At 62.1% G+C, this 14079-nt stretch carries 14 protein-coding genes and 1 pseudogene; 7 read left to right on the forward strand and 8 right to left on the reverse strand.

What is annotated here, in order from left to right:
- The 4 genes and pseudogenes from CO655_RS13875 to CO655_RS13890 all read left to right on the forward strand — a co-directional run.
- A pseudogene (locus CO655_RS13875) lies at positions 1–197 on the forward strand (trehalose utilization protein ThuA); the annotation flags it as partial.
- Positions 198–206: 9 nt separating this feature from the next.
- The gene (locus CO655_RS13880; protein ID WP_097665111.1) at positions 207–1250 is read left to right on the forward strand and encodes a Gfo/Idh/MocA family oxidoreductase; all 1044 of its coding nucleotides are present in this window, start codon (positions 207–209) and stop codon (positions 1248–1250) included.
- A 92-nt stretch (positions 1251–1342) separates the two neighbouring features.
- Entirely contained in the window at positions 1343–2878 is a 1536-nt protein-coding gene (locus CO655_RS13885; RefSeq protein WP_097665112.1) for a winged helix-turn-helix domain-containing protein, read from the forward strand.
- 94 nt (positions 2879–2972) lie between these two features.
- Positions 2973–3164 carry a hypothetical protein gene (locus CO655_RS13890; protein ID WP_097665114.1) on the forward strand — a complete coding sequence of 64 codons (192 nt, stop codon included), beginning with the start codon at positions 2973–2975 and terminating at the stop codon, positions 3162–3164.
- Positions 3165–3182: 18 nt separating this feature from the next.
- Here CO655_RS13890 and CO655_RS13895 read toward each other — a convergent pair whose 3' ends face one another.
- From CO655_RS13895 to CO655_RS13920, 6 genes are all read right to left on the reverse strand, one after another.
- Positions 3183–3578 carry a DUF1236 domain-containing protein gene (locus CO655_RS13895; protein ID WP_097665115.1) on the reverse strand — a complete coding sequence of 132 codons (396 nt, stop codon included), beginning with the start codon at positions 3576–3578 and terminating at the stop codon, positions 3183–3185.
- A 130-nt stretch (positions 3579–3708) separates the two neighbouring features.
- Positions 3709–4821, reverse strand: coding sequence for an ABC transporter permease (locus tag CO655_RS13900; protein WP_097665116.1), 1113 nt, complete (start codon positions 4819–4821; stop codon positions 3709–3711).
- A 1-nt stretch (position 4822) separates the two neighbouring features.
- The gene (locus tag CO655_RS13905) at positions 4823–5950 is read right to left on the reverse strand and encodes an ABC transporter permease (RefSeq protein WP_097665117.1); all 1128 of its coding nucleotides are present in this window, start codon (positions 5948–5950) and stop codon (positions 4823–4825) included.
- Positions 5947–7704, reverse strand: a complete 1758-nt coding sequence (locus tag CO655_RS13910; protein WP_097665118.1) for an ATP-binding cassette domain-containing protein — start codon at positions 7702–7704, stop codon at positions 5947–5949. The genes CO655_RS13905 and CO655_RS13910 overlap by 4 nt, the downstream gene beginning before the upstream one ends.
- A complete protein-coding gene (gene hlyD, locus CO655_RS13915; protein WP_097665119.1) occupies positions 7701–8714 on the reverse strand; it encodes a secretion protein HlyD in 1014 nt (337 codons plus the stop codon). Before hlyD ends, CO655_RS13910 begins: the two co-directional genes overlap by 4 nt.
- Positions 8711–9412 carry a CerR family C-terminal domain-containing protein gene (locus CO655_RS13920; RefSeq protein ID WP_097665121.1) on the reverse strand — a complete coding sequence of 234 codons (702 nt, stop codon included), beginning with the start codon at positions 9410–9412 and terminating at the stop codon, positions 8711–8713. The genes hlyD and CO655_RS13920 overlap by 4 nt, the downstream gene beginning before the upstream one ends.
- A 773-nt stretch (positions 9413–10185) precedes the next feature.
- Between CO655_RS13920 and CO655_RS13925 the strand changes: the two genes are divergently transcribed.
- Both CO655_RS13925 and CO655_RS13930 read left to right on the forward strand, forming a co-directional pair.
- Positions 10186–10500 (forward strand): hypothetical protein, encoded by a 315-nt coding sequence (locus CO655_RS13925; protein WP_097665122.1) that lies wholly within the window; start codon positions 10186–10188, stop codon positions 10498–10500.
- Between the two features lie 125 nt (positions 10501–10625).
- A complete protein-coding gene (locus CO655_RS13930) occupies positions 10626–10898 on the forward strand; it encodes a hypothetical protein (protein WP_097665124.1) in 273 nt (90 codons plus the stop codon).
- Positions 10899–11398: 500 nt separating this feature from the next.
- On the opposite strand, the gene CO655_RS13940 is transcribed toward CO655_RS13930, so the two are convergent.
- Positions 11399–12415, reverse strand: a complete 1017-nt coding sequence (locus CO655_RS13940; protein WP_097665126.1) for an NAD-dependent epimerase — start codon at positions 12413–12415, stop codon at positions 11399–11401.
- Positions 12416–12687: 272 nt separating this feature from the next.
- Here CO655_RS13940 and CO655_RS13945 point away from each other — a divergent pair, with 272 nt between their 5' ends.
- Positions 12688–13638 carry an endonuclease/exonuclease/phosphatase family protein gene (locus tag CO655_RS13945; protein ID WP_010028922.1) on the forward strand — a complete coding sequence of 317 codons (951 nt, stop codon included), beginning with the start codon at positions 12688–12690 and terminating at the stop codon, positions 13636–13638.
- Positions 13639–13651: 13 nt separating this feature from the next.
- On the opposite strand, the gene CO655_RS13950 is transcribed toward CO655_RS13945, so the two are convergent.
- Positions 13652–13957: a hypothetical protein gene (locus CO655_RS13950; protein ID WP_010028923.1), complete on the reverse strand. Its 306-nt coding sequence runs from the start codon at positions 13955–13957 to the stop codon at positions 13652–13654.
- Between the last annotated feature and the right edge of the window lie 122 nt (positions 13958–14079).

Here is a 14079-nt window from a genome sequence, read left to right on the forward strand (position 1 = left end):
GCCACGAGACCTATCCGACCTATCACGACGCCAATGTCCAGAAGGTGCTGATCAACGGCGTCAAATGGGCCTACAACCCGCAAGCGGCGTTGACTGCTATTACCGACGCTCCAAATGTGCCGGTAGAAAAGGCACTGGAGCCGATCGTCGAACGCGGTCCGAAACTGCATCAGGCCGGCGAAGCCGGTTACCGCTGAGGAGCATTCATGCGACTACTCGTTCTTGGCACGGGCGTGATGGCGAAAAGCCAACTCACCCACTTCAGCAAAATCGACGGCGTAACGGTGGTCGGCGCCGTCGACACCGATCCCGACCGGCTTTCCGCCTTCGCCGACAAGTTCGGCATCGAAAAGCGGTTTCTGTCGCTGGATGAGGCGATCGCCTGGGGTGAATTCGATGCGGCGACGAACATTACGCCCGACCGCATCCATCACCCGACGACTCTGGCGCTGATCGCCGCCGGCAAACATGTGCTCTGCGAGAAGCCGCTGGCGGAGAACTATCCGAAGGCGCTGGAGATGACGGAAGCGGCCGAAAAGGCCGGCATCATCAACATGGTCAACCTCACCTATCGCAATGTCGCGCCGCTGCAGCGCGCCCGCGCGATGGTGCTGGCCGGCGAGCTCGGCACGATCAAACATGTCGAGGCATCCTATCTGCAGAGCTGGCTCGTCTCGCGCGCCTGGGGCGACTGGCGCACGGAATCGACCTGGCTGTGGCGGCTGTCCACCGGCCATGGCTCGAACGGCGTGCTCGGCGATGTCGGCATCCACATCCTCGATTTCGCCGCCTATGGCGCCGCGACCGACATCGATCATGTCTTCGCGCGGCTGAAGACCTTCAACAAGGCGCCGGGCGGCCAGATCGGCGAATATATGCTCGACGCCAATGACAGCTTCACCATGTCGGTCGATTTCGCCAACGGCGCGCTCGGCGTCATCCATGCCAGCCGCTGGGCGACGGGCCATCTGAATGAACTGAAGTTGCGCATCTACGGCGAGAAGGGCAGCCTCGAGGTCATTCATCGCCCCGGTGGTTCCGAATTGCGCGGCTGCCTCGGCGAGGATGCCGAGACCGCCACCTGGAGGGAGATCGAGGTGACGCCGGTGCCGACCAACTACCAGCGCTTCGCCGAGGCGGTAGCAAGCCGCATCCAGCCGGATCCCAATTTCCGCCACGCCGCCAACCTGCAGAAAGTTCTCGACCTCGCCATGGTCACCGAGCGTGAGCGGCGCGAGCTGAAGGTCTGATGCCATCTTGATGGAAAGCCGTCGCCCCTGCGGCGGCTTTCCCAAGCGTCGTGCCGCTTTCAGTCCGTGATATTTTCGCGTTATGCTTCCATATGGGCAGCTCGACGCTTTCCTTTGGTCCGTTCCTTTACGATCCCGTGACAGCAAGCCTGTGGCGGGAGGGTAGGGCCGTTGCGACAGGGCCCCGGCCGGCGGCCTTGCTTGGCCTGCTGCTGGAGGCCGAGGGGCGCGTCGTCACCAAGGCGGATCTGATGGATCGCGTCTGGCCGGGGCTTGCCGTGGAGGAAGGCAACCTCACCGTTCAAATTGCCGCGCTCAGGAAGCTTCTTGGTGCAAGGCCCAATGGCACCGACTGGATCGTCACCGTTCCGAGAGTGGGGTATCGCCTGCCGCGCCAGGAGGATGCCGGGGCGGCAACGGTGGCGCCGCAGCCGCCGAGCGTGGCGGTTCTTCCCTTCGTCAATTTCGGCGGCGACGCCGATCAGGATTATTTTGCGGATGGCGTGGTGACGGAGATCATCACGGCGCTGGCACGGTTCCGTTCCTTTTCGGTCGTCTCGCGCAACTCCGCCTTCGTCTACAAGGGTCGCACAGTTGATATGCGGGAGGTCGCAGCCGAGCTTGGGGTACGCTACCTCCTTGAGGGCAGCATCCGGCGGGAGAACGCGATGGTGCGCATCAACGTGCAACTGGTCGATGGGGCAACGGCGGCAAATCTCTGGGCCGATCATTTCGAAGGCGGCATAGGCAGCATGTTCGCCTTCCAGGACCACATCACCGAGCAGGTCGCTTCGATCGTCGAGCCGGCAATCGAGATCGCCGAGATCCAGAGATCGCGGCGCGACCGGCCGAACAGTCCCGCTATCTACGACCTCTATCTGCGGGCGCTTGCCGGGATCATCGACGAGTCGATCGCTGGCAACGCCGCCGCCTATGGCCTATTGCGCGAGGCGCTCGCCATCGAACCGGAAAACGCAATGCTTCTGGCGCACGCCGCATGGGCGCTCGAACATCGCATCACCATGGGTTGGCCGAGGCTCGGAGAGGACGACGTGGCGGAATGCATCGGTCTTGCGCGCCGCGGCCTCCAGCATTCAGCCGGAAATCCCCGCGTGATGGCCCATTGCGGCATGGCCTTGCTGCAGACGGGCAAGGATTATGAAGGTGGGGTCGCCGTGTTGGAGGCGGCAGCGGCCGCCAATCCCAACGATCTGCTCGTCGCTGCCTGCTCCGGCATCGCGGCTCTGCACTGCGGCGATATCGATCATGCGCTCGAACGCCTGCATCGCGCCGTAAGGCTTGGGCCGCGAGATCCGGATGCGCGTTTCTCGCTGACGGGGATTGCGATGGCGGAGATCTTCCGCGGCAATTACGAGGCGGCGATTTCATTCGCGTCGCGCTCGCTGGCGCTCAACGCGCATTTCGACCCGACCTACTGGATGCTGATCGCGGCCCATGCGCATCTCGGCAATATGGGGCAGGCGCAGCAGTTCCTGCATGCGCTGGAAGCGATCGCACCCGATGTGACGCTGGAAGGCATCGCGGCCGGCCAGCCGGCCAAGGATCCCAGGCGCTTTGCGCCGGTTCTGGAAGGGCTGGCGCGCGCCGGGATGAGGGCGCGTGCATAGGTTTTTGGAAGTTTTGCAGCTTTTAGCGCGGCCTTAAGGACCCAATCCGCCGTTTGAGCGAGGCTCATCCCGTCGACGAGATGGAGGATCGGCGATGCTTTCAACCATCCAGATTCTATCGCTCAAACAGGGCAAGCTCTATGGCGATCGCATTCCACTCGATGCGTTGCCGCAAGGGTTCACGATACCGCGACGCCTTGCCGGCCTGTTCACGCTGATCGGCATGGCGCAAGCAAACGAAAAAGGCCCCGCCGAAGCGGGGCCGGAGGTAGCCGAGCCGCAGTAGGCGGCTTCGGCGATCTTATTATTCAATCACCTGCACCACGCGGTGGGTGCGGGGCTCGACGATCACACGGCGATCGTTGACGACGGTATAGGCATATTTCGGGTTGTCGGGCACCGGAGTGACGACGACATCAGCCGGAAGCGGCTTACCGACGACGATCGGTTGTTCGACGACCACGCGAGAGGTCGGGGCCGGCTGCTGTTCGACATAGGTGACGACCTCGCGCGGCGGCGGATCGATAACGGCGCCGGCAACACCGCCGGCCACGCCACCAACGGCAGCGCCTACGGGACCGCCGACAATCGCGCCGGTGATGGCGCCACCGGCAGCACCGGTGACGGCTCCGTCAGCCAGAGCATTGGTGGCAAAAGACGACAGCGCAAGGGCGCTGGAGACAAGTAGAATCTTGTACATTTTGCTTCTCCTTTGCTGGGGTTGCGTCTCGTTAACGACGCCATCTATTCGATGTTCCCGCTGCAAAGAGTCACGCTTTGGAAGGCTGATTCACATTCTGTGAGGCGGCTGAAGCATTGCCGGACGTCGATTATTCCAGCCGCCGGCGGAAGAGCCAGGCGGCGGCGCTGAGCGTGACGGAGGCGATCAGCGCCAGCGGGATCGTCTGGTTTATCACCTCGCTCAAGGGGATATCCTTGAGGAAAACGCCTTTGACGATCACCAGGAAATAGCGCAGCGGATTGATGAAGGTTATCGGCTGCAGCCAGCCTGGCATGTTCTCGATCGGCGTTGCGAAGCCCGATAGCAGCATGGCCGGGACCATGAACAGGAAGGCACCGAGGATCGCCTGCTGCTGTGTCATCGACAGCGCCGAGATGAAGAGGCCGAGGCCGGCGACCGAGCCGAGATAGAAGATGGCGCTGCCGTAAAGCAGGAAGAGCGAACCGCGCAACGGCACCTCGAAGAGGAAGACGGCTGCCAGGATATAGACGGTGATGTGGAACAGGCCGATCATCATCGGCGGGATCAGCTTGCCGATCAGGATCTCGTGCAGGCGTAGCGGCGAGACCATCAGCTGATCGAAGGTGCCGAGTTCGCGCTCGCGGGCGATCGACAAGGCGGTGACGATCAGGCCGATCAAGAGCGCGATGCTGGCGATCAGGTTCGGCACCATGAACCACTGATAGGTGAGGTTGGGGTTGAACCAGTTGCGGGGCATGGTCGAAACCATCTCGGGGCCGGTGCGCCTGCCTGCCGGCGTCTCGGCGGCAAGGGCCGCGCTGATCTGCGAGAGGTAGCCGGCGACGATCTGCGAGGCATTGGAACGGCGGCCGTCGAGGATCACCTGCAGATCGGCCGGCGCTTCCGCCTCGATGTTGCGGGAGAAATCCGGGCCGATTTCGATCGCTGCGATCACTGTCTGGTTATCGATTGCCACCTGAACTTCGGCCTGATCGGCGGCAATCTCGATACTGCGAAAGGTCGGCGAGCCATCGATGCGCTCGATCAGTTCCTGGCCCCAGTGGCCGCTGTCGCGGTTCAAGATCATGACGTCGACATTACGCACTTCGAGGGTCGCCGCGTAGGAAAAGACCAGTAGCTGGACGATCGGCGGTCCGATCAGGATGGCGCGGCCCTTGGGGTCGCGCAGCACGGCGAGCAGTTCCTTGACGATGAGGGCGTAGAGCCTTGTCCATCCCATCTCAGCCGATCCTCTTTCGGGTGCTGCGCGCCGCGAGCATGAACATGATGGCGCCGATCGTCAGCATGACGGAGATTGCCTTGGCGAACATCGGCCAGATGTCGCCGGCAAGAAACACGGTCTGCAGGCTGGGGATCAGGTAACGCGCCGGCACGATGAAGGTGATCCACTGGATGATCTCAGGCATGGAGTTGATCTCGAACAGGAAACCCGAGAGCAGGAAGGCCGGCAGGAAGGCGGAGATCAGCGCCAACTGTGAGGCGAGGAACTGGTTCTTGGTTGCCGTCGAGATCAGCAAGCCCTGGCCGAGCGCCGGGATCAGAAAGGCGGCCGACAGGGCGTAGAGGGCGGCGACGGAGCCGCGGAACGGCACGCCGAAGAGAAAGACGGCAAGCAGCACGCAGAGCGTCATCGAGGTGAGGCCGAGCAGGAAATAGGGCAGGATCTTGCCGGCGAGCAGCTCGACCGCCGTCACCGGCGTCGCCATCATCGCTTCCATCGTGCCGCGCTCCCATTCGCGGGCGACGACCAGCGAGGTCAGAAGTGTGCCGACCAGCGTCATGACGATGGCGATCGAGCCCGGCACGAGGAAATTGCGGCTGGTCAGCTCCGGGTTGAACCAGAAGCGCTGCTCGACCGTGATGGCGGGCTTGGAGGTGGCGACATCCGCCTGCCTCTGCCGTTCCCAATTGGCAATGGCGCCCTGCGCATAATTCTGCACGAAGTTTGCGGTGTTCGGATCGGAGCCATCGACGATCGCCTGGATGTCGGGCCGGTTGCCGGCGGTGTAGCGCGTGGTGAAATCGGCCGGAATGACGACGATGCCGCGCACCTTGCCGAGCACGAGATCCTCCTCGAACAGGCGCCGGTCGCGGCCGATCGCCACATCGAAATAACGCGAGGCCCGGAAGCTGGCCGCGAGATCCTGCGTCAGCGGCGTCATCTCTTCCACGATCAACCCGATGCGGGTGCGGGTGGTATCGAGCGAGACGCCATAGCCGAAGAGAAAGAGCAGGATCAGCGGGAGCACGAAGGCGATGAGGATGCTGCTCGGATCGCGGATCGCCTGAAAGCTTTCCTTGCGCACAAGGGCAAAAAGACGCCGAAGCCGGCCGCCGGAAGCGTTCATGCCGCATCCTCCGCTTCCGACTGCTGCACCAGCGCGATGAAGGCATCCTCCATCGTCGGGTCCGGCTGCTCTTCGGTCGCCACCCTGGCCTTCAATTCATCGGGCGAGCCGAGCGCGATCGAGCGGCCGCGATAGATCAGCGAGATGCGGTCGCAATATTCCGCTTCGTCCATGAAATGGGTGGTGACGAGCACGGTGACGCCTTTTTCGACCAATCCGTTGATATGCGTCCAGAACTCGCGGCGGGTGATCGGATCGACGCCGGAGGTCGGCTCGTCCAGGAAGAGGGCGCGCGGCTCGTGCATGACGGCGCAGGCGAGCGCCAGGCGCTGCTTGAGGCCGAGCGGCAGATCCTTGGCGGCCTCGCGGCTATGGCGGCCGAAATCGAAGATATCGGCGATCAGCGCGATGCGCTCGCGTCTGTGCTGGCCGCGAAGGCCGTAGACGCCGGCGAAGAATTCGAGGTTCTGCATGACGGTGAGATCGCCGTAGAGCGAGAATTTCTGCGCCATGTAGCCGAGCTGGTTGCGGGCCTCGGCGGCATCGCGGCGAAGATCGAAACCGGCGACGCGGCCTTCACCGCCGGTCGGCTTCAACAGGCCGCAGAGCATCTTGAAGGTGGTGGACTTGCCGGCGCCATTCGGGCCGAGCAGCCCGAAGATCTCGCCGCGGCGGATATCGAAGCTGATGTCCTCGGCCGCGGTGAAATCGCCGAAGCGCTTGGTCAGGCCCCTGGCCTCGATCACCGGCCGATCGCCCTCGGCCTTCAGCGGTTCCTGTGCTTCGGCCAGCCTGGAGCGGCCGCCGGGGCCGCCGCCCAGCATATCGACAAAGGCATCTTCGAAGCGCGGCGGGGCGGCAGTGAGCGTTGCGCTGCCGCCGGCCGTGTCGATATCGGGTTTCATGTCCTTTGCCGCAACGAGACGGATCGCCTCGCCCTGGATCACGCCGTCGATGACGCCATTGGCTTCAAGGAGTTCGGCGAGCACCTGCCGGCGGCGACCTTTGACGCCGGATACTCTGAAGACCCGGTCGCTCATGCGCTCGGTCATCTCCATCGGTTTTCCAGAAAAGAGCAGCTTTCCCTGGTTCAGAAGCAGCACATGATCGCAGGCTTCCGCCTCGTCGAGATAGGCGGTCGACCAGAGCACGCCGATGCCTTCCCTCGTCAGGTTCTCGACCATCTTCCACAGGTCGCGCCGCGAGATCGGATCGACGCCGACGCCCGGCTCGTCGAGCAACAGCAGGCGCGGCTTTTTCAGAAGCGCGCAGGCAAGGCCGAGCTTCTGCTTCATGCCGCCGGAAAGTTTGCCGGCAAGCCGGCCGGTGAAGCGTTTGAGGTCGGTGAAGGTGAGCAGTTCGTCGAAGGTGCTCGCGCGTTCGCTCTTCGGCAGACCGCGCAGATCGGCGTAGAGATCGAGATTTTCCTGCACCGAGAGGTCTTCATAGAGGCCGAAGCGCTGCGGCATGTAGCCGATCGCCGCCTGGATGCCGGCGGCATTCTTCCTGGTGTCGAAGCCGAGAACCTCAACCGTTCCGCTGTCGGGCAGCATCAGCCCGGTCATCAGGCGGATCAGCGTCGTCTTGCCGGCCCCATCGGGGCCGACGAGGCCGGTGATCGCACCGCCGGCGATCGTGCCGGAGACGCTGTCAAGGGCAGGGGGCGCGTTGCCGAAACGTTTGGTGACGCCGTCGATCCGGACGAGCGGCTTGTCGTCCCAACCTGTCTGGGAGGTGGTCTCGACGGCGGTCATCGTCCGCCTGCCGCAGACGCCGGAGGCCGCACGGTGACCGGCATGCCTTGGCGCAGGTCCGGACCTGGCTTGTCGATGACGATCCTCAGGCGATAGACGAGATCGGTCCTGAGCTCCGGCGTCTCCACCGATTTCGGGGTGAATTCGGCGACCGGCGAGATGAAACTGATGGTGCCTTCATAGGGTTTGTCGGGCGCCGTATCGGAGGTGACGGAAACCTTCATACCGGGGTGGATGCGGCCGAGATCGGGCTCGGCGAGATAGCTGCGCACCCAGACCGGTTCGGTCAGGGACAGCACAAAGACGGTGTCGGCCGGCGAGACGATCGCACCGTTTTCCCGCACCCGCGAGAGGACGACGCCGTCATTCGGGGCGCGAAGCTCGGTATCTTCAAGCGAGGTACGGGCCGAGGCCAGTGTTGCCTCGGCTGCCTTCAGCTGCGCATCGGCGGCGGCAATATCCTCGACGCGCGAGCCTTCCTGCAAGAGCTTCAGCGCTTCGTTGGCGGACTGGGAGCGGGCGGCGGCCATCGCCTTCGCGGCGGTCGCCTGGTCGAGGTTCGCCTCGGAAATGGTGCCCTGCGGACGAAGCTGGCGGGCGCGTTCATAGGCGAGGTTGGCGTTCTGCAGATCCGCGAGGCTCTCGTCATAGGCGGCGCGTGCCTGGGCAATCTCGGTCGGCCGCGGGCCTGCCTTCAGCTTGTCGAGCGTCGCCCGAAGAGCAGCCGCATTGGCCTCCGCCGAACGGACGGCGAATTCATAGGGCGCGGCGTCAAGTTTCGCCAGCGGTGCCCCCCTCTTGACGACATCGCCCTCATCGACGCGGAGTTCGGAGAGGCGGCCGTTGACGCGGAAACCGAGCGAGACCTGACGGATATCGACATTGCCGTAAAGGACGAATTCGCGGCGCGCCTCAGGCAACCAGCCGAGCTTTTCGGGCAGGCCGTACCACCAGGCCGCGGCCCCCGCAGCAACGAAGAGAAGGAGAGCGATGGGAAGGCTACGCCTCATGCGGCACCTTCCTTCGGCTGGCCGAGCACATCGACCAGTTCGGCGGCCAGCCCGCGCAGGATCTGCACCTGCTCCGGTCCAATGACGTCCCACTCCATCTGGGCGAGCACGGCAGCGTGAGTGACACGAAAGACGAGGATGCTGCCGAGAAGGCTGAAGGTGCGCAGGCGTACATGTTCCGAAGCCGGATCCTCACGCAGGATGGCGCCGATCAGCCGCCGGCCGATCTCGATCATCGGCCGCATGATGCCCTGATAGACCCTGGCGAAGGCTTCCGTCGGCTCCATCTGCTCACGGATCAGAAAGCGCGCCCAGGATTCGGATTCCTTGCCGACGAAAAGCGTCACCATGGTCTGGAGAATGTCGGTCAGGAAGCGCCGGGCTTCGGCCTCGCCGAGCGGTTTGCCTGCGGCCTCCAGGCTCAGCAGATGCGTGCCGATGCGCGCTCTCATATCGCCGATATGCGTGTCGATGCGGGCCATCAGATATTCGGCGGTGGCGATATAAAGGCCTTCCTTGCTGCCGAAATAATAGGGGATGGCCTGCAGATTAACACCGGCCGCTTCGGTCAGCTGGCGGGTCGATGCGCCGTCGAAGCCGTAGCGGCCAAAGACGTCGAGGGCGGCGGAAAGCATCTTCTGCCGCGCGACATCGGCGCGTGCCGAGGCTGGTGGTGGATTGGCCTTTTCCTTGATCATGAAGATTTTGTAACATGGCATGAAAAATAAGTCAATCGATTGATTATTTTTGGCAGCGCAGCGCCGCTCGTGTTGAGCCCGCATTCGGTGACCGACGGCAGCGCGGATAAGCAAAGGCAAAGAGGCCCGTGGGAACGGACCTCTCAGGGCTCTCGGGGTGAGAAGAGGAACCAAGCCTCGATTTGGCTGCCAACAGGGTAGCGATGCGACTATCGCTAATTTTCACGACACTGATATGTCTGGCGTCGGCCGGTTGCAAAACAAGCGGCCGACGCTTTTTCGTTGCTTCCCGGCCATGTTTTGACACAAAACCGCCTTGCTCTTTCCGTACCGCCGGTTCGATGCGTATTCAGATCTATATTATCGCGCTCCTGCTGAGCGCCATTATGTGGTCGATCTCGTTCGACGCGGCGCGAGAGTCCTATCACGCTGCCCAGAGTGCGGGATTGATGCCCAATTTGCACATCAACAAGAAGCTGGATCGCATTCTGTAGACTGCGGGCCGGCGTTCACACCATTGGCATTGCGCGTTTGGTCGAGGCGGCGTATCGGCCGGCGGATGCGTTCGCCATGTGCCCGGGCGCCTCTCGGTCCTCAATCCGAGAAAGCCGGAGAAAGTCAAATTTCGTAAAATTTGACCGATCCGCTTAAAAGCCCTGCAAATCCTGGCGTGTAGAGTGGTTTCATGAAAGCGGCCGAGGCGTGGACAGACGCGTCGATCGTTTGGAGCCGGACGGAGCGAACGCCGGCCGATCCACAAATGGGGACCTGACATGCAGAGAGCACTTGCCGCCATCGCTTTGACTTTGACCGTGACTGCCGCTGCCGGGCCGGCCTTCGCCGTCGGCCCCGCCAGCCTCGCACGCGATCTGATGTACACGTCCGCCATCGGCCATTCGCCAGAGGTTCCGCTGACGACACGCGCCGGTTTCGTGCGCCCGGTCGTTCCTTTCGTTCTGCGCAGCCCTGCTGCGGTCGAGGATCAGGGTTACGAACTCAACACCTATTCGCAGAGCCTGGCCGCCGTTGTCGACTATGTGTTGTGGAAGACGGTTGACGCGGTGCAGGCGGTGACGTTTCTGCGCTGAGATCGCGGCCCGACCTGATGCGCGTGCTGTGGGTAGCGGTGATGCCCCGGGAAGGTCCTTGATGGGTTGCCAAGGCCCCCGCGCGCGCTCAAAAACATCTGGTCACCGGGGCGGAAGGCATCGCTATGGTTGATCAGATTTCTCTTTCCGGGCTGTCGGAGGAAAGCTGGCGGGCGGTCATCGAAGCGCTGGCAGCGGCAGGATGGTCCGTGCGGAAGGGCGGCGGCCTGGACTTCTCCTGGGCTGCAGTCGAACGCGACGGGATGCGGATCGATATGGAATATGATGCATGGCAGGAGGGTGAAATGGTCTTTGCTAAAGCGGATGCGTCCATAATAAGCGGCGATCTTCCTGCCCAGTTGATTGCAAAACTGGAAATCGGATCGTTCCCTCGTTGATGCGGAGCCGGACGGCGAGCGAACACGCATCTCATGACTATCGAGGGCTTGCGATTACAGAGGTCGACGCGCCCATAACCCCTCAACTCGTGGATCGTCGAGCGATGAGAAGTCTTGCACTTACAGTTTGCGCTGTCTTTTCAGTCCTGGCTCTGAGCGGCGGCATTTTCCTCGGCGCTTTCCTGATTATGAGTCCTTCAGGCGGCGGCTTCTTTCCCAACCTTGGCGCTGTTCTGGGGCTACTGGTCCTCGGTACCGGAAATCTGGTCTCGAGCATCTGCAATGGTATCTATTGGTGCTTCGGTAGAGCCCCTCGTTGGCTTAGAATGGTTACGCTGGCACAGAGCCTGCCCACACTCCTGTTTGCGGGCTTGCTCATATTTGGGATGGACCCCGTGTCGTGACTGGGGAGCGATATTGGTCATGGACCGGGCTTCCCAAAGACTGCCCAAACCACGCCACGGAAGCCGGTTACGAACGCGGCTGAAAATCATCCGGATCTAGCCGTCGAGCTGGCCGCGCACATCGAGATACCATTCGACGAAAGCCTTGACGCCGACGTCCAAGGTCGTTCCCGGTTTGTAGTCCGTGAGCGCGACAAGCAGATCGGGGGCGGCGAAGGTGCGCGGCACATCGCCCTTCTGCATCGCCAGCATCTGGCGAATGGCCGGCCGGCCGAGCGCCTTTTCCACCGTCTCGACGAAAACCATCAGGCTGACCGGCTGGCCGCCGCCGATATTGACGACGCGGAAGGGCGCCTGGCGTGAAAGCGTTTCGACCGCCGCGTCGTCGAGGCGATTTTCCTCGCCGGGCGCAATGGCCGACAGCCTGACGATCGCTTCGACGAGATCATCGATATAGGTGAAATCGCGGCTCATATTGCCTTCGCCGTAGATCTCGATCGGCTGGCCCTCGAGCATGTTCTTGGTGAATTTGAACAGCGCCATATCGGGCCGGCCCCACGGGCCATAGACGGTGAAGAAGCGGAAGGCCGTGGTCGGAATCTTGTGAAGATGGGCATAGCTGTGCGCCATCAGCTCCATCGATTTCTTCGTCGCGGCGTAAATGGTCAGCGGCTCGTCGGCGCGATCGGTCTCGCGGAAGGGGACGGTCGCGTTGGCGCCATAGATCGATGATGTCGAGGCCAGCATCAGATGGCGGACTTCGACCCGCCGGGCGATTTCCATGATATTCCACGAGCCTTCGACGTTCGAATGTATATAGGCTTCGGGATTTTCCAGGCTGTAGCGTACGCCGGCCTGTGCGGCGAGGTGGATCAGGATGTCGGGTTTGGCCGCGAGGACAGCCGCCTCCAGCGCCGGCCGGTCCTCGAGCATCGCGACGACCGGTTTGAAGGCCGGAAACTGGGAGAGGGCCGCATGGCGCATCTCCTTGAGCTTGACGTTGTAATAGGGCGTGAGGCCGTCGAAGCCCGTTACCTCATGCCCCTCCTGCAGCAGGCGCCTGGCCAGATGAAAACCGATGAAACCGGCCGTCCCTGTGATGAAGTAGCGCATTCCCACCTTTTCTTGGCCCCCTGCCGACGGCAAAGAGCCGATTCCGTATCACGTGCCCCCCCTTACAAGATAAGAAGAGGCCGAGTCGATAGGTCTTTGAGGGGGAAGGCTGCGACACCTATGCCGGTTTCACGGGCGTCGGCGCGGTCTGCTTGGCGCATGCCATCGATATTGCTCATCTGCCGGGATGAGGCCCGATCGTTATGTTGCGTTGCAACATGCCGGCCTGCATGTTATGCCCGCCCAGTCGTCGGCAAGCGGAATCAGGATCGATGCGAGACATAATCTATTGGATTCTCTGCGCATTTCTGACCCTTGCCATTGCCATCGTGTCGCTGCGCTATGTCACGAACTTCTGGCTGTTGTCCTTTGTCTACAGCTTTCAGATCCATCTCGGGGTCATCTTCATTGCCGCCAGTCTGGCAATTCTGGCGGTCAAAAGGCAGATCTACGGCTTGGTTCTACTGCTCGCCTCGCTTTTTCTCACCGCTCACGGTTTCGTCATGTTGCGCGAATTCGCGCAGGATGATCAGCAGACGGGTGCCGCGCCGCTTTTCCGTCTGATGTCGTTCAACATCGCGATCGACAATTGGAAAAACTCGACGGCCCTTGCCGACATGGTGATCGCTTCGAACGCCGATGTCGTCAATTTGCTCGAAGCCAAGCCGCTGACATTTCATCTGCAGCGATTGTTCAAGGCCTATCCCTATCATATCGGCTGCGACAACGGCAAAGATAGCTGCGATACGCTGGTCCTCTCCAAACGGCCGTTCGTGATGCGGCAGGTCGCAAGCATCGGCAGTCTCAGGAAAGACAGGCTGGTCGTCTCAAGCGTCGACTTCGGCGGCCAAGCCATCAATCTCGTGTCGGCGCATCTGTCCAAACCCTATTACGACGACTACCAGATGGGCGAACTGGATGATCTCGGCAAGGCGCTCGGTTCGATTTCCGGCCCTCTGGTGCTGTCCGGCGACTTCAATTCGTCGGCGATCGCGCCCAGCATCCAGGGTCTTCTGCGCGAACAGAAACTGAAGACGCTTGCACCTGAACCAGCGACATGGCCAATCGCTGCTGGCGCCTTCGGAATCGCCATCGACCACATATTCGTGCGCGCGCCGCTTCGCCTGATCTCACTCAAACGTCTCGACGACAATCTCGGCTCGAACCATTCCGGTCTGATTGCCGAATTCGCTCTCGACCAGGAAACTTCACCGGTGAGGTGACGCGTGCGGCAAGTCAGAATCTCGATCGGCCGCCTTTCCGGTCGATCATCTGAAAGGTCTTGCCGTCGGTCTTCACGCTGACGCAGTCCTTCGACTTGTTGGGAAACAGAACGCAGATCTGGCCGTTGTCTATCTTGTAGCCATTCTTGTTGCCCTCGCGATATTCGTAGCCGTTGCTGGCTTCTTTCAGCTCCGAGGTGCCGGGCAGGTGCTGGCGAATTTCCGCCTCGCTTGCAACGCGCATATTCGCTGTCTGGGCGAACGCCATTGCCGGCAGCATCAGTGAAAGAAATCCGGCGAGGGCGGGCAGGGTACGCATCAGGGGATATCTCCGGTCATGTCTGTCGGCGCCTTCATTCTACGAGAACCCCGAGAGGAAATTCAACAGCAATGCTGATCGCGGCGGAACGGCGGCGCGTTGCCTCGAGCCCGCCAGCCGTT

This window comes from Rhizobium sp. M1, from assembly GCF_002531805.1.
GTDB lineage: Bacteria > Pseudomonadota > Alphaproteobacteria > Rhizobiales > Rhizobiaceae > Rhizobium > Rhizobium etli_C.